Source organism: Pseudoalteromonas sp. APC 3355 (assembly GCF_030407615.1).
Taxonomy (GTDB): Bacteria; Pseudomonadota; Gammaproteobacteria; order Enterobacterales; family Alteromonadaceae; genus Pseudoalteromonas; species Pseudoalteromonas distincta.
Window position 1 is genome coordinate 1 of record NZ_JASDDB010000015.1, and the last position, 16,843, is coordinate 16,843.

The 16,843-nt window shown below is 40.5% G+C and carries 13 protein-coding genes and 1 riboswitch; of the genes, 8 read left to right on the forward strand and 5 right to left on the reverse strand.

Annotated features, from left to right (window positions below):
- Positions 1-305 precede the first annotated feature (305 nt).
- Complete coding sequence (locus QMA08_RS16930; protein ID WP_182780913.1) at positions 306-1,187, reverse strand: NAD(P)-dependent oxidoreductase; 882 nt, start codon at positions 1,185-1,187, stop codon at positions 306-308.
- A 121-nt stretch (positions 1,188-1,308) separates the two neighbouring features.
- Here QMA08_RS16930 and QMA08_RS16935 point away from each other — a divergent pair, with 121 nt between their 5' ends.
- Together QMA08_RS16935 and QMA08_RS16940 are read left to right on the forward strand one after the other, a co-directional pair.
- Positions 1,309-1,869, forward strand: a complete 561-nt coding sequence (locus tag QMA08_RS16935; RefSeq protein ID WP_024605886.1) for a glutathione peroxidase — start codon at positions 1,309-1,311, stop codon at positions 1,867-1,869.
- Positions 1,870-1,957: 88 nt separating this feature from the next.
- Positions 1,958-2,938: a 2-hydroxyacid dehydrogenase gene (locus tag QMA08_RS16940; protein WP_290175014.1), complete on the forward strand. Its 981-nt coding sequence runs from the start codon at positions 1,958-1,960 to the stop codon at positions 2,936-2,938.
- Positions 2,939-3,029: 91 nt separating this feature from the next.
- Here QMA08_RS16940 and QMA08_RS16945 read toward each other — a convergent pair whose 3' ends face one another.
- On the reverse strand, positions 3,030-4,352 hold the full coding sequence (locus QMA08_RS16945) for a sodium-dependent transporter (RefSeq protein WP_007375800.1): 1,323 nt from the start codon (positions 4,350-4,352) through the stop codon (positions 3,030-3,032).
- 141 nt (positions 4,353-4,493) lie between these two features.
- On the opposite strand from QMA08_RS16945, the gene QMA08_RS16950 reads away from it, so the two are divergent.
- The gene (locus tag QMA08_RS16950) at positions 4,494-5,261 is read left to right on the forward strand and encodes a 4'-phosphopantetheinyl transferase superfamily protein (protein WP_290175015.1); all 768 of its coding nucleotides are present in this window, start codon (positions 4,494-4,496) and stop codon (positions 5,259-5,261) included.
- 37 nt (positions 5,262-5,298) lie between these two features.
- Here the strand turns inward: QMA08_RS16950 and lysC are convergent, their stop codons facing one another.
- Positions 5,299-6,690, reverse strand: a complete 1,392-nt coding sequence (lysC, locus tag QMA08_RS16955) for a lysine-sensitive aspartokinase 3 (protein ID WP_182693750.1) — start codon at positions 6,688-6,690, stop codon at positions 5,299-5,301.
- 75 nt (positions 6,691-6,765) lie between these two features.
- Positions 6,766-6,938: riboswitch (Lysine riboswitch) on the reverse strand.
- Between the two features lie 101 nt (positions 6,939-7,039).
- Entirely contained in the window at positions 7,040-8,287 is a 1,248-nt protein-coding gene (gene nhaD / locus QMA08_RS16960; RefSeq protein WP_101217585.1) for a sodium:proton antiporter NhaD, read from the reverse strand.
- A 222-nt stretch (positions 8,288-8,509) separates the two neighbouring features.
- Between nhaD and QMA08_RS16965 the strand changes: the two genes are divergently transcribed.
- The 4 genes from QMA08_RS16965 (at position 8,510) to QMA08_RS16980 (ending at position 13,767) form a co-directional block, all read left to right on the forward strand.
- Positions 8,510-9,781 carry a hypothetical protein gene (locus QMA08_RS16965; RefSeq protein ID WP_182769613.1) on the forward strand — a complete coding sequence of 424 codons (1,272 nt, stop codon included), beginning with the start codon at positions 8,510-8,512 and terminating at the stop codon, positions 9,779-9,781.
- Between the two features lie 3 nt (positions 9,782-9,784).
- Positions 9,785-10,333, forward strand: coding sequence for a hypothetical protein (locus tag QMA08_RS16970; RefSeq protein WP_024605891.1), 549 nt, complete (start codon positions 9,785-9,787; stop codon positions 10,331-10,333).
- Positions 10,330-13,107, forward strand: a complete 2,778-nt coding sequence (locus QMA08_RS16975; RefSeq protein WP_290175016.1) for an ATPase — start codon at positions 10,330-10,332, stop codon at positions 13,105-13,107. Before QMA08_RS16970 ends, QMA08_RS16975 begins: the two co-directional genes overlap by 4 nt.
- A 108-nt stretch (positions 13,108-13,215) precedes the next feature.
- Positions 13,216-13,767, forward strand: a complete 552-nt coding sequence (locus QMA08_RS16980; protein ID WP_290175017.1) for a DUF4136 domain-containing protein — start codon at positions 13,216-13,218, stop codon at positions 13,765-13,767.
- A gap of 381 nt (positions 13,768-14,148) precedes the next feature.
- On the opposite strand, the gene QMA08_RS16985 is transcribed toward QMA08_RS16980, so the two are convergent.
- A complete protein-coding gene (locus QMA08_RS16985; RefSeq protein ID WP_182715797.1) occupies positions 14,149-14,637 on the reverse strand; it encodes a peptide-methionine (S)-S-oxide reductase in 489 nt (162 codons plus the stop codon).
- 340 nt (positions 14,638-14,977) lie between these two features.
- Between QMA08_RS16985 and QMA08_RS16990 the strand changes: the two genes are divergently transcribed.
- Positions 14,978-16,831, forward strand: a complete 1,854-nt coding sequence (locus QMA08_RS16990) for a TonB-dependent receptor (RefSeq protein ID WP_290175018.1) — start codon at positions 14,978-14,980, stop codon at positions 16,829-16,831.
- The last annotated feature ends 12 nt before the right edge of the window (positions 16,832-16,843 follow it).

The window sequence follows — 16,843 nt, forward strand, 5'->3', positions numbered from 1 at the left end:
TAAAAAACCAAGAAGCGTTTAAGCTCCAAGAAAGTTAAATACGACCTTGAAGCTTAAAATGAGAGATGGTATCTACAAGTAAAACTCATATCTACACTTTGGGGTAAACGTAGAGTTCGCTCACGTGAAAAGCATAGCTTTTAATTACTTAAATAAAACACTATTCACAAAGAGAAGAGCAAGAGGAGTAAATGAGAAAATATAAAGACCAACAACAATCTTTTTATCTATCACTGCCTCTAAAAGCGCAGCGCCTCATAACCTCTTTGTGAATAAATTACTTTACGGGCTTCGCGTCTACAGCGTTACTTTTTATGCAGCGCTTCAATGCGTGCTAACAGACTTGAGGTGTCGTATCTGCCGCCGCCAAGTGCTTGTACGTCGGCGTAATATTGATCGACCGTTGCGGTCATTGGTAAAGTAGCGCCGTTATTTTTAGCTTCATCGAGTGCAATGCCTAAATCTTTACGCATCCAATCTACGGCAAAACCAAACTCATATTCACCCGCCCACATTGTTTTGTAGCGGTTTTCCATTTGCCACGAACCGGCTGCACCTTTAGAAATGGTTTCTATAACTTTTTCACCATCAAGCCCAGCTTGCTTGGCAAAATGTAAGCCTTCGGCTAAACCTTGCACTACACCAGCAATACAAATTTGATTAACCATTTTACAAAGTTGTCCCGAGCCAACGCCGCCTAGTAATTGGCTAAAACGACTAAACGCCGCCATAACTGGCTGCACTTTAGCAAATACGGCTTCACTACCACCCGCCATAACCGTTAATACGCCGTTTTCGGCGCCAGCTTGTCCGCCCGATACAGGCGCATCTATAAAGTCGATATTTTGCAGAGCCGCTTTTGCAGCCACTTCACGTGCTACTTCGGCAGAAGTTGTGGTGTGATCAACCAAAACAGTGTGCGGTAACATGCCCGCTAACACGCCGTCGTCGCCATACACTACTGAGCGTAAATCGTCATCATTCCCAACACACATAAATACAATATCGGCATTGCTGGCAGCTTCGCGCGGGGTTGATGCAAAGCTTCCTGAATGTTCTGCAGTCCACGTTTGAGCTTTAGCTTGAGTGCGGTTATAAACGCATACGCTGTGCCCTGTTTTTGCTAAATGCCCCGCCATTGGGTAACCCATTACGCCTAAACCTATAAATGCGACTTTCATTGACATAAAAATGACCTATTTAACTGATAACTTAGAAACTAGACCTCGATTATGTCAACCGGTCGATAAAAAAGCGAATGAAAGTCTTTATAAAATTTCCTTAACGGGAAAGGTAAGTAGGTAACCTATGGACAGTATTTATCAATTTAATGCACCACTTTATAACAGCGAAAATTTTCCTCTTAGCCAGTTACAGGGCAAAACCGTCCTTATTGTTAATACAGCGAGTAAATGTAATTTTTCGGTGCAATTAAACGCACTCGAAAAGCTCTATCAGCAATATAAAAGCAATGGTTTTACTGTGCTTGCGTTTCCGTGTAACCAGTTTGGCCAAAATGAGCCGCTTGATAATTTAGCCATTAAAGACTTTTACCAAGATCAATTTAATATCTCGTTTGAGGTATTTGGTAAGGTAATGGTAAACGGGCCAGAAACACATCCGTTGTTTAATTATTTAAAGTCGCATACGCGGGGTATTTCGCAAAACCGCGCAATTAAATGGAATTTCACTAAGTTTTTAATTAATTCACAAGGGCAACTTGTTGCTCGCTATGCACCGCGTACTAAGCCCGAAACACTTAAACAAGTAATAGAAAGTAACTTACTGCAAGCCGCAAAGTTAAGCGCTGCAAGAGGTGGTAAAAAGGTAGCATCAAAAATATCTTTGTTTACGCCAGCTAAGGCTTAATTTAAATCAATAAGATGCGTGTTACTAAAGCATAGGTTTATAAAGTAGTTTATTGTATTGATACTTATTAAGCGTCGAGGCTATTACCATGAATATTGCTTTTTTTAGTACTCAAAAGTACGAACTGCCTTTTTTTGAACAAAGTACACGCGATAATCGTGATATAAAAATAACGTATTTTGAGCAATCCCTGAGCGAACAAACGGCTATTTTAGCAAACGGGTTTGATGCCATATGCGTATTTGTAAACGACACCGTAAACGCCACGGTTATTGAACAACTGGCAAGCCAAGGCATAAATACTACTTTGCTGCGTTGTGCAGGATTTAATAATGTTGATTTACCTGCTGCAAAAGCACATGAAATTAAAGTATTACGCGTACCGGCTTACAGCCCTGAGGCCGTAGCCGAGCATTGTATTGCACTTATGCTAACACTTAGCCGTAAAACCCATAAAGCGTATAACCGCGTGCGCGAAGACAACTTTGATTTAAACGGATTACTAGGCTTTAACTTGCACAATAAAACCGTGGGTATTGTAGGTTGCGGTAAAATTGGCCTTGCGCTGTGCAACATTTTAAATGGCTTTGGCGCTAAAGTATTAGTGTGCGACCCATACGCACAACCTGGCAATTATACAATTACCGATATAGACACATTACTTAGCCAAAGCGATGTGATTTCTTTACATTGCCCACTGAACGAGCAAACTCATCATTTAATAAATGATGAGGCATTTAGTAAAATGAAAACCGGCGTTATGCTCATTAACACTTCTCGCGGTGCATTGCTTGATAGTAACGCGTGTATTAGCGCGCTTAAAACTAAAAAGCTAGGTTACCTGGGACTCGACGTTTACGAGCAAGAATCGGAGCTTTTTTTTAAAAACCACAGCGACGAAATAAACCAAGACGATATATTCTCGCGCTTAGTGAGCTTTAAAAACGTATTAGTAACGGGGCATCAGGGATTTTTTACGCAAGAAGCACTTACCGAAATAGCAAACACAACCGTATTTAACGCGCTTGAAGTAAGTGAAGGTAGGCCTCTAACTAATGAGGTTTTATAAATACCTTAGCTTTACCTAAATAATAGGCACAAAAAAGCGAATAAGGTGAGCCCTATTCGCTTTTTGTTTAAAAATTTACTTTAAATAGAGCTTAGCCAAACGCAACGTTTGCAAATACCAAGGTCATTAATATTGGGCAAACAAAACGAATATACTGAGCAAACCAGTAATGTACGCCTGTTGTTGCTTGGTGTAATTTATTACCACGCTGCCACATCCACCCTACTGTAATAAAGTAAAATAAACCCATAAGCGGTAATTGGTATTGAGTAAATAGCATAATAACTAAGCCAAATAACCAATCAAAATTTAGTATAATTGCGCTTGCACACACAAGTACAACGGCGCTTACCGCCCACGTTGCTTTGGTGCGGCTAACGTTGTGGTTTTCGACTAAAAACGCCACCGGAATCTCAGTTGTCGATATAGTTGACGTAACCGATGCGATAGACATTAATACAAAAAACAGTAAACCAACTAATAAGCCAATTTCGCCCATGGTGCTAAATAGCTCAGGTAAAATAGCAAAAATTAGCTGCCCTTCGCCAATCAGTTTACCACCACTAAATACTTCAACACCGTTGTGCTGCGCCACATAAATAGCAGGAATAATAAGTAACCCAGCTAAAAAAGCAACGCCAGTATCAAGTAGTGCAACACCTGCTGTGAGCTTTGGTAAATTAGCATCTGGTTGTAAATACGAGCCGTAAATCATCATACAGCCCACACCTAGTGAGAGCGAAAAGAACGCTTGCCCCATTGCGGCAATAATTAAGTTAGGGTCGAGTATTTGGCTAAAATCAGGAATTAAATACGCGGCAAAGCCTTCGCTTGCGCCATCTAGTGTTGCAATGTAGGCAATTAAACCAACAAGCAAGACGAGTAGCAGTGGCATTAAACGGCGCGACCAGGTTTCGATTCCTGATTTAACACCTTTTAAAATAATACTGGCAGTTAAAATAAGCATAAGCGGCGTAAATACAAAATTACGCAGCACTGAGTCGCTATGTAGAAATTCGCTTGCGCCTGTGAAACCTAAAAAAGTTGTTATGGGTTCAATAGCGTACGAGAGCATCCACCCTGCCACTATTGAATAAAAACTTAGCATAACAACTGCGCCCGCAAGGCCTATGTAACCGGCTGCTGCACCTACTTTACGGCTAGTGTTTTGCCATGCATCGCCCAATGCTTTTACCGGGTTAGCTTGTGCTTTGTGACCTAAATAAAGTTCGGTATACAGCGCAGGTAGCGCAAGTAAAAATATAACAATAAAATAAACCAGTAAAAAAGCACCGCCGCCATGGTTGGCCGCTTGCGTAGGAAAACCCCAAATATTACCCAAACCCACTGCTGCGCCAGCAGCGGCTAAAACAAAACCAAGTCGGCTTTGAAACCCATCACGCACTTGTGCCATACATCTACAAATCTGTTATTATTTTGGTTATTGTGAATTAAACCATATTTCATGCCAGCTGAGTAATAAAATTGTACCCAGCCTTTATTAGTGGCGTTAACCGCTCACAATATCAGCGACTTCTTTTGCTTTAGGGCTTTTATGACTGAACACTATTTTAAAAACGCCTTGAGTATTACTTCAACTCAATTGGCAAATTTGTCTTTTGCGAGTAACAGTATTTTATTATTTAATGCTAAAACACTTGAGCTTAGTGACTTTAATTTGCCCGATTGCTTAAGCCCATTTGAATTAACTATTATAAACCGCCGTAAAAGCCCACAAGCTAAGCAAGAGTATTTAGCTACGCGGTTATTGTTAAAACACCTTATTAAAGTAGCGCAGCCGCAACATGCGCACGTAGCCCTTAATAAAATGAGTACAGAATTTGACGAGGCAAGCTCAAAGCTGCAAATACACGTAAGTGATGATGTTATTAATACCTGTATTTCGCACTCGCATGGTTTAGTTGGGGTCGCGCTAAATTTTGATAAAAGTGAGTTTGGTTTTGATATTGAAAAAGTAAGCCTAAAGCGCCCGTTTGAAAAGCTTGCTAAGCATTTTTATCATAATGATGAAATTACACTTATCACCGAGCCTACTAATACCCAAGCCCAAGCAGATACGTTTTTTAGAATTTGGACATTAAAAGAGTCAGTTGCTAAAGCCACCAGCCGCCCTATTGCAAAATTACTTAGCCCCAATGTGTTTGACGAATTACATAGTGCAAAGCTGAGTGCTTGCAGTAATCGCGTTACTGTAGCTTATAGCAATGACAGTAATGTTTGTTTTGATGTGAGTGTGGTGCATAAAAAAAGCATCGACTGGCGATGCTTTTTATTAAATGACTTTATTAATCAATTTTGTTAAGTGATTTTACTAGGTGATTTTCCTGAATAACGGTTATTTACGCAGCAAAATCATTTTCTAATAAACGACTATGAATAGACTGTACTACGTTATCTGACTCAGTTTGCTCTACTAAAAAGCACAGGTTGTGCTTACTAGCACCGTGACAAATTAATCGAATGTTAAAGTCTTTTAGCACACTCATTAAGTTCATTTCGTGTTGGCGTAATTGAATCTCAGAGCCAATAAGTGCTACCAGTGTTAAATTGTTTTCTACCGAAACATGGCAAAACTCTGCAAGCTTATCTAGGCATTCTTGATCAAGCTCTGGGCGCGAGGCGTTTTGCGCGTTATCAAGGGTTATAGCTACGCTTATTTCTGATGTGGTTACCAAATCTACCGATATATTGTATTCACTTAATAGTGTAAATACGCGTGCTAAAAAGCCGCTTGCTAGTAGCATTTCTGGGCTTTTAAGCGTAAGCAATATTTGGTTTTTACGTTGCGTTACTGCGCGTATACCTGGTTGCTGCGATTTTTCGCGCTCAATCCACGTACCGCCACGCTCAGGCTCTCGGCTAGAACCTACAAACACGTTAATGTGGCTACGGCTTGCTGGTAAAATAGTCGCTGGGTGCAATACTTTTGCACCAAAGGTTGCCATTTCAGCGGCTTCGTCAAAGCTTAAGCGTGCAATAGGCGTCGCTTTTGCGCACAAACGCGGGTCGGTGCTAAAAATGCCCACTACGTCGGTCCAAATATGCACACTTTTAGCGTTAATCGCTTCAGCTAGTAATGCAGCGCTGTAGTCAGAACCACCACGTCCTAGCGTTGTGGTGTGACCGTATTCGTCACTACCAATAAATCCCTGAGTTACAATTACTTGAGCGTCTAATAACGGAATTAAATGCTCTTTAGCAGCTTGCGCTGTGGCTGCAACATTGGGCGTTGCTTTACCAAATTGGCTGTCGGTTTTAAGTACCTTGCGCACATCAAAGCGATCGGCGTTTAAACCTTGTAAACGCAGCACTTGAGCAAACAAATACGACGATAAACGCTCACCAAAGCTAAGTAGCTCGTCGTGTTGCTGATCGGTTGTTAGTGGCTCTTGAGCCAATGTTTGAAATGCTTTTAGGGTTTCGTTAAAGCCAACCGCTAAATCGGCATCTAGCGATAATTCATCTAAAATAGTTTGTTGAATAGCAAGCACGCCGTTTATGTGTTCTTGGCGCTCACTAGGAGTAATGCTTGATTTACACAGTGCAACTAAGTGATTAGTTACGCCGGCACTGGCGCTCACGGCAACAATACGTACGCTTTTATCTGCAACAATAATTTCGCTACAGCGACTCATCGCTTCAAAATTTGCAACACTGGTTCCGCCAAATTTGGCAACGATGTAATCTGATTTTGCGCCTGATACTGTTTGTGGCACTGATTGGGTAGTCATTTAGTCTCCTTTCGCGGTATCCAAACCGCAATAAAACAAGAAGAACTTGGCAAAGGAATGCTTGAAGATAAGTCCACTGCCAGAAGCTCTCCACCTATATTGGTGACAGTTTTGAGGATTCAGCCCCATAAACCGAAAAACAATGACGACGTACCATTATTTTCCTCGGCGAGTACTTCCCTCCTTAATGATCATCGGCTTTCGTCGCCTAACATTAAGTACCTAAGTATCGCACCTCTTCTGAATGCTTTATTAACCAGTGGCTAATAAAACAAAACCCCACTAAGTAGCGGGGCTTTGAAAGTTATCGTTTAGACGTCTAGCTGTCAAGCATTTAATAATTTATGAGTTAAATAAAACTGCCCATGTAATACGAGCCCGCATATCCAACCGTGTAACAAATTAATAAATGCAGCGATAAACGCAAGTAGCTCATAAAGGTAAGCGCTTTAACTTTACTCATGGCAATAATGCCCGCAGCCGAACCAATAATAAGCATTGAACCGCCCACGCCCGTTGCATACGTAAACGACAACCAGTGTTGTTGGCTCATTACTATATTGGCTTTTAATAATGCAGCGGTAAGCGGTACGTTATCGACCCCTGCTGATAATATGCCCATTAAGTAGTTTGCGTATTCTGGTGCCATTACCGTGTATAGGTCGGTAAATTTACTCAACATACCAATTTCTTTAAGTGCGCCTACAAGTAAAAGTACACCTACAAAAAACAATAATGTGTCGTATTCTATATCGCGAACAAAATCGATTATGTCTTTGTTTATGTCTTTTTTGCGCATTAAAAATTGCGCCACTAAAAACATCACTGATAAGCCAAACAAAAAGGTTAATAAAGGCGGTACGCTGTAAATTACACTCAACGTAAGTGTGCTCACTACGGTAGATAAAAATATAACAGCAATGGTTATGTCGGTTTTTTCAATGCGGGTTTTACCTGCACTAGCAAACTCAACACGCCCTTTCATACCAATAGACAGTAACGCAGCAAGCAGCATAACGCTTGCAAGTGCTGGCGCTATAAGTAGTAATAAATGAGCAATGGTTACTTTGCCATCTAAAAATATCATTAGTGTGGTTACATCACCTGTTATTAGCGATACCCCACCTGAGTTCACTCCAAACACAATAAGCGTGGCGTATTTAACGAGCTTTTTAGGTTCAAGCTTTAACGACATAACAACCGCAAGCGATATAAGCGTCGCTGTTACGTTATCTGAAATCGACGAAAACAAAAACGCAAAACCACCCACCAAAAACATGAGCTTTTTTTCGCTAATACTTTTTGGCATAACACGGTGCACAATATTTTCTATAAACCCCTTTGAATTTAAATACGCGACAAAGGTCATTGCAGCCATTAAAAATAGCCATAATGAGGCAATTTCTAAAATATTTTCGTTTAAAAGATGCTGAATCGTATCGGGGCTTTGCCCGTGTAGGGGGTATATAAAAAGAAGAATCCAGCAAAGCGTACCAAAAAACAGCGTGGTTTTAGCTTTATTTACATGGATTATATCTTCTATAACGATCAGTAAAAATGCAATCGCTATCAGGGTTAGAATAATCGAGGAAACCATGGTAGTTAAACAACCTTTGATATAGTTTTAAAGAACACACAAATAACATTCCATTTCATGTGCCTATTTTCGGCGCGAATTTTAGCACTGCCTCTATGCAAAAACTATTATTAAATGGTCTTAAAAACGAATACTATATACAGACAAGGTTAATTAAAAATACGTAATAATGAGTCTTCTAAAAGAACTCAATAATAAAATACTAGGATGTTGTAACCCCTTATGATCCCAGCTAAAAAGCTGCTAAACACCATAACCGAACATTGGGGTGTATTAGAGCTATTATTTAAACGTTTTAAAATGGCTGACTTTAGCCTAAAAGACGTACAAAACGCGATTAAGCAAAAGCAGCCTACGTGGTCAAACGAACGCATTTATAAAGAAACAAATCGTTTGTTAAACCAAGATATTTTAATTCCACTGGCTAAATCCTCTCAACTTGAAATAAATCGTGCCATTGCCGATTTTGCTACTTTTTTACTGCAAGAAGAGCATTTAGGTTTAGCACAAGAAATTAGCGTATTAGTAGAGGACCTGGCTCGTTTAGGTAACCGCCTAGATAACGCTGGCGAAATAGAAGACTTTGACGACTTACGACGCTACAGCCGCATTATGGATGATCGGGTGCGTAAAATAATGAAGCTTTATACGCACAACGAAAACGCTATTTTAAATATTGTTGAACAAGCCAAATCAAATAATGCAGTGCAATCGCTGCAAAAGCGTTATAAAGCGGTAATAGAAGCCTTTGACGAATACATAGAGCCAATGCTTGAAATGGTTGATATTCGTGGTGAGTTTCATGCATGTTTTACCCTCATTGAAGAGCAAATAAGTAAGCAAATACTGCACATTGAGCGCTCAGGTAAAGCGTATAACGACAAACGTATGCTGGAGCAATTACGTACCCGTATACTCGAAATGCATTTAATGGGCCGAGAAAGCTTACGTAAAAGTGCCGATATGCTTATGCCACTGCGCGAGGAGCTACGCCGTAATAACTTAATTACTCGTCAAGCAGCCAAAGTACTTGGGCTTGTACGTAAAAATGGCGTAGACAATATGCTAAGTGCTGTGCAACCACATTTTGTAAGCGACGCGCAGCGATATTCGCTTGGTCAGCAACGCCATATTGTGGCTTACATGGCAAGCTTGGTTGAATTTGAACACGAAGAATACCAATTGCCTGACCAGCAAGACGTGCCTGCTTTTGTTACGCCTAATATTCCTGACTACAACGATGTTAAAACCAGTTTTGCTAAGCGCTTTAATAAAAAACGCAAAAAGCCGCAGCCCTTGCTGCAATTTTTAGACGAAAGCTATCCAGATCTCGATGCCGACGAAATGCTATTTTTGTATCAAAAATTAGTCAGCGACAGCGATATTAAAATAATTCAAAGCGATGAAAAAGCCCGCGTAAAAATTGCCGGTCAGCACTTTTCTTTATATCCATTTAATTCAGAGCCTCAGCCAGATCCAAAGGCAGGTAAATAAACCATGACACACATAAACTTAGACGAGCTAACCCATCTACAAGCCATTAATAAAAAATTAGTAGCGGGTTATCACATTTGTGAGCAAGACAACGTAATGTGGCAAGAGCTTGACCAACACATAGAAGACTACACCGCCCTATTTACCGCCCTAGGTAACGATTTGAAACACGACAGCCGTGGCTTTTATTATTTTGGTAGCGACGAAAGTACGCCAAATATGGGCAAAATATCTCGCGCTATCGCGCTCACCATTTACATTTTAATTGAGCACTACGCCAATACGGGTAAAGACCCAATGCGCGCATTGTTTGACGACGTAAACGATTTAGAGCTTATGCAAACGCTGGTGCAAATTAACAAACATTTGTTTGATCAGCTTGAGATATTTTCGGGATCGGATTTGCGTAAAGACGTTTACCTGCGCATGGTGCGCTTAGGTTTAGCCCGTGAAGTAGAAGGCGGCTTTATGCTACAAGCGCCAATTCACCGCTACATAGATGCACTCATGGAAGTAAACGAAGAAACCTACATTACAGAGGACGAGGAATGAAAAATCTATACGGACTAAGCAAACTCGCCCTACTTAACACCGCAGGCTATGCAAAATGTGTGATCCCGCTTGATAAAAGCAGCTCTATTTGCGCGCCCAATAACACAGGTAAAAGCTCGGTTATTAACGCCCTGCAGTTTCCGCTTATTAACGATTTGCGCTTAACAGAATGGGACGGACACGATTTAGATGAAACCCGTAAGTTTTATTTTTCATCCGATCAGTCCTACATTTTACTAGAAGCTAACTTGCCTCATGGCTCGGTAGTAATTGGAGTTGCAGGACTTGGTAAAATTGCCGGTTACGCGCATCAGTACTTTTGTTATCAAGGTAAGCTTGATTTAGAGCAGTATACGCAAGGTAAAACTATTATTAAATTTACCAAGCTGTTCAACCATTTAAAATCGCTTAACTACAACCCTATTGAGTTAAAAGCACAAGAGTTAAACGCGCTGTTGACTGGCGGCGCAACGCCTTTTGACGGCGACATTAACCTAAAAATGATCCCGCTAAATAATGTACAAGACTCTTCTATTTATAAAGAAATATTTAGACGTATTCTTAACTTACATAAATTAGGCGCAAGCGACGTAAAACGCTTTATGCTACGCGTGTTTGAACGCCATATGTCGAACTCTAAGGTCGACTTTTATGAAGTATGGCGTCGCTCGTTTGATAAAGTAAATCGCTCAAAACGCGAATTAAAAGCCCTTGAGTCAATGCAAGAGCCAATAGCCGCGCTTGAATCAATGCTTGAAAACCAAACCGTGCTTAAAGGTAAATTAGCGGCGTACGCACCTAAAATTGACCAAGCATTGATTGATTTTGATACTTATCAAGAGTCGCAACTTAATGAGTTGGGTATAGCGCTTGAAGATATAGAGCACGAAAAACACGAGTTTGAGCAAAAACAAAGCCTATACGTACAGCAATCGCGTGATATAGAGCGCAGACAAACTCAAATTGAGCAGTGGTTCTTAGATTACGATGCGCTTAAAAGCGAGTTTGAACTGGTAAATAAAGCCACGCTTAAAACCAGCCTGACTCAGTTAAAACAAGATTACGAGTCGCTTTCGCACTCTATAACAAGCGCACAAGGGCAAAGCCTACACACACTTGACTACCGCATTAGCGAAACACAAAAACAAATTAAGAGCCTAAAGCTACAACTTAAAAACCTTGAGTTTAATTTGTTTACCCGCATGCGCGAAGACCTCTCGTTAAAAGAAGTAGAAGAAATATCGCGCATTTTAAACCCTGATATTCTCTCGTTTGCAACCACCACTAATGGCGATATAACCATTGATGACGAAGACGCGTTTGGGGAATTTTTATCGCTATTAAGTGAAAACGTTAAAGGCGGCGTCTTAACGCTACCAGGTGCGAGCATTAAGCTTAAAAAGCTCTCGCCTGTGCAAATGCAAAGCGGCGAAAACAAAGAGCAATTAACCGCTCAGTTAAATGCACTTGAGCATTCACTTAAAGAGTTTAAGCAACAGCGCGATGTTGCTGCAAACGTTGCCGACAAGCAAAAAGAAAAAGACGCGTTATACGATGAGCTTATGAGCCTCGAGAGCGCCCTAAAACGCTTAGAGCAGTTTGATGTAATGCAGCTATCGGTTGAAGCGCAAGCCATGCTAAAAGAGCAGTTATTAGCTGAGCGCGAACAAGTTGACGACTACTTGCAAGATATTCAAAAAAATAGTGGCTCAATTGCCGATCGTCGCTCGTTAATTAAATCGAAACAAGAGCAAATTAATCGCCAAACTGAGCGATTACGCCAAGTTAAGAGCGAGCGAATTGATCACACGCTTGATTTATACAGCGGTAAAGTAACTCCATACATGATTGATATTACGGTCGACTTTGATAACTTAAGCGACCTTGTTCATCATTTTAATAAAGACTGCCAAGAACTGCGTAATTTTGACATAAACGTGCGTAATACCTATTTGCATGTATATAACGCGGGTATTACTAAATTCGACAACGAAAATGACGAATACACTAAATACCAAAAGCTAATAAGCGCCTTTCATAATATTGATAACGAACGCGATGCTGTTGAGCGCCAAGCACGCGTTGCGCTTACCGAAGTGGCCGCAACGATTAAAGGCTTGCGAGAAGATTTAGACCGACTTCGCCGCGAAATGAATAGCTTTAATAAAGGCATAAGCCAGCACCGTATTTCAAACCTGCAAGCGTTTAAAATTAACGTCATACCGCGCAAAATGCTGGTTGATAGTATAGATACCATTATCAGCACGTCGCATCAGTTTGAGCAAGGCGACACGCTTGATTTACTTAGCCAAGAACCGTACAGCGAAAGTGCGGTAAACGAAGCAAAAGATCACTTAATTAAACTCGCATCAGATAAAGCGGGCTTAACACTTACCGATTTATTTGATATTCGATTTGAAGTAGTTAACCGCGCAGGTGAAACCGAACACTTTGAAAAAATAGATTCGGCGGGTTCAAATGGTACACGTATTACGATTAAGTTATTGTGTGGCATGTTGTTTATACGTTACTTATTAAGCGATCAAGAACAAAACCTATACCGTATACCTATTTACATAGATGAAGCGGCCGACATTGACCCACAAAATCAAAAAGCGATTATAGAAACCGCACTAAGCTTTGGTTTTGTGCCTATATTTGCCTCAGTTAAACCACAAATAAGTTGTGACTACATTGTGCCTATTCGCTCGGTAAAAGACGGTGCACAAAACTGGGTAGATGAAAAAGATTGGATTGAAGTTGAACACAATTAATTGGCCGTTAAGGCAAACCAACTAAACTAAAATATAGGACGTTTAAATAATACACATTTAAACGATGTGTGTTATTTTAAATTAATGCATTTTATTGGAGCAAACGTAATGAAAAATATACTTATCGTTGCAGCGCTAGCACTACTTACAGCCTGTACACAAACCCCTGATTGGGATTACGATAAATCAGCCAACTTTAGTAATTTTAAAACATTTGCTTGGGTAGAAAACGCCAGCCTAACTAAAGACACAAATAACTACCAAATTAATGGCCTAATGGAAAAACGTGTTCGCACTGCCGTTAACGCAGAACTGAGCCAAACACTAGGTATGAGATTAGTTGATACAGCAAATGCTGATGTACTTGTTAACTATCATGCATCGGTAGATAAAGAGCTTGAAGTAGATACATTTAATGTAAACTACCGCCCGCATTGGGGTTATTGGGGTACTGGTTTTCAACGTGATACAACCGCGCGTGAATACGAAGTGGGCACACTGATTATTGATATTGTAGACCGTGAATCTAACCAGCTAGTATGGCGCGGCGCAAAAGAAGGCCGATTAAAGAAAAACCAATCGCCAGAACAACGTGAAGCATCAATTAATAAAACAGTGAGCGAAATTTTAAGTAACTTCCCGCCGCAAAAGCAGCAATAAGTTAAAATTAGCTATAAGTAAGTTTTAAAAAAGCTCACAGTTCGTGAGCTTTTTTGTGGGTGTGTATTTTTGGGACTTTTAAAATAAAGTAATTACGAGCTACGCCCGTCACGTCAGCAAGCTGCACGTCTACAAAAAAACACCGCGTCAAACCTTAACTGTAGGCGCTAAGCTTGCTTGCGCGAGAAGCGATAGCTTCTAATCACTTACCTTTACCTAACGCTATATTCAACCTTAAATTACGAGCTGCGCTCGTCACGTCAGCAAGCTGCACGTCTACAAAAAACACCGCGTCAAACTTTACCCGTAGGCGCTAAGCTTGCTTACGCGAGAAGCGATAGCTTCTAATTACTTATCTTTGTGCGCTTACCCTACTCAAATTTACGATTTATACTTATGCAGTAACTCAAGCGGTATATGGCAGTAATCATCAGGGTGATTAGTTAGTCGGTCTTGATGCTCAGGATCGCTTGGCACGTAGTTAGTTAGCAGCTCTACCCCTACCACAATTTTATCGGCATCACTGCGCTTGTTTATATAATTGCTTGCTGCATCTAAATGGCTTTGGTTTTTGCTATAAATGGCAGTGCGGTATTTAGGGCCTACGTCATCCCCTTGTTTATTAATACTGTATGGGTCAATAATTTCAAAAAAGTAGTCATACAGCTTATTTAGGCTAACGACTTTTAAATCAAAAATGACTTTTACGCATTCGGCATAACCATCGTATTCGCCGTCAGTGGTTTTGCTTGTACCATTAGCGCGCCCTGCTTCAGTGCTTATTACGCCTGGTAAGTGCTTTAAAAATTCTTGTACGCCCCACAGGCAGCCACCAGCAAAGTAAATTGTATTTTGTTGTGTCGTATCCATTATAAATGTTACCTAATAAGTAATTATACCGATTGCATTAAAATAGTGTTCTATTATAGCGCCAAGAAAATAGCGCAATAACAAGGCGAAAATTATGACATATAGTTGTTCTATATAAATAATTTTTAACGCAGTGAGTGCGCTATTTAATGCGATAGGATGATCATGTTTTTAATAAAGTCGGTATTACGTAAATGGTTATCAAATGCAGTTATTAACAAATTAATGTACAATCGCGCACAAAATGACTGCTGTTACATCTAGTTATTTTATCATGCTCAAATATAAGCTTTGAAATTAATTGTAACCGCAGCTACAAATAAAAAATGACGAGAAACACATGAATCGCACACCACACATTATAATACCTGCAATATTATGCAGCGTTACTGCATTTGCCAATGCTAATACGCTATCTGATGAGTCGGCAATCGAGAAAATAACGGTTGAGGCCTCACCCACTGCAAATAAGTTGCCAGTAGGTACATTCGACTCGCCTATTTCTAATTTAGAATATGACCCCCGTGTTGATTTACAATCGCGTAATATGGCTGAGGCGCAGGCTGATGTAACTATACGCGGCGGTATTTTCGAAAACACCGGTTTTAGGGTAGGAAGCGCTACCCTGCTTGACCCGCAATCTGGCCATTATTTTGCTGAAATACCCATTGCACCGCAAATGCTAACCGGCCCAGATGTTTTAACTGGTGCCGATAACGCACTTTACGGTATGAATAGCTCTGTAGGTACAGTTTCGTTTGGTTGGAAACCGATTATTACCGGCGGTAGTGTATCTCTTGGTACTGGTACAAACGACTTTAATCTGCAAAGTATTCACGCTGCTAAAAACACACAACTTGATAGCTTAGCTAACTATACTCTGGGCTTTGAAGGTGAGTATTCTCATTCGCAAAGTGATGGCACCATTGATAATGGCGATCATGACTTTTCGCGCGCCTCAGCTCGCGTGCAATTAGTAAGCGAGCACAGCCAAACAGATTTGTTTTTTGGCTCACAAGATAAGTTTTTTGGCTGGCCTAACTTGTACACCCCTTTTGGCGTTAACGAAACTGAAGATTTAGAAACCCGTCTTTGGATGCTTAATCACAAGCAAAACTACGCTGATAACAGCAACTTTGAAGTATCTGCTTATTATCGTACCCATGACGATCACTATATTTACTCGCGCGAAAATCCTAGTGCATTTGAAGCTTTTCATAAAAGCGAAGTTAAATCGTTTGGACTTTCGGGTCGCCATGCACAAAGCGATGCACTGGCAATAAATTACTCTACACAGTTTATTGACGACTCAATTGAATCTACCACGCTTGAAAACAACTTTACCTCTCGTAAGTATTATAAATTAAGCGTATTGCCTGAATACAAAATGGCGCTTGAGGATAATAAACAACTTACCTTTCGTTTAGGTGCTGCGTTTGACGATACAAATAGAGACGACTCTGAACTGTCACTTATTGGTGATATAACCCTTAATACACAAAACAGCAAAGGTTTTGAGCGCACGTTTTATTTATCGTACGCAGAGGCGAGTCAAGTTGCAGGCTACACAGCCATTGGCGGCAGCGACTCTGGCGGGTTATTTAGAAGTAACTACAACCTTGAGCGCGAAACCACATCAAACTTGGAGCTAGGTTTATTACTTGAAGAACAAAGCTGGCAGTTAAACTCGGCTATTTTTTATCGAAAAGATAATAACTTGACCGATTGGACCTTTAATTTTGATTCAACCTCAGCGCGCTTTGCAAACCCAGTTGATATTGATACTGCAGGGGTTGAATTTTTAGCGACTAAGCACTTTGATACAGCAAAGCTTATAGCAAGCTACACCTATTTACATAAATCAGAAAACTACGGCGCAGTCGATATTGATGCCAGCTTTTACGCGTTAAACTTTCCTGATCACCGTTTAACACTTGGCGCTGTGTACAACCCAACTGATATTTTAGAATTTAGAATAGATAACGAATGGCGTACACAACACAAAAATTCACTTAGAAACGGCAAAGACAACGCGTTATTTACCCAGCTAACGCTTAAAATAACGCCGCCACAGTTGAGTAATTTATTTATCACCTTAGCGGCAGATAACTTATGGGGTGAATCGTTTGAAGAGATACCAGGTACACCAGGGCGTGGTGAGCAATACACGCTAAGCGCAACGTATAGCTGGTAATTAAAGTTTTAG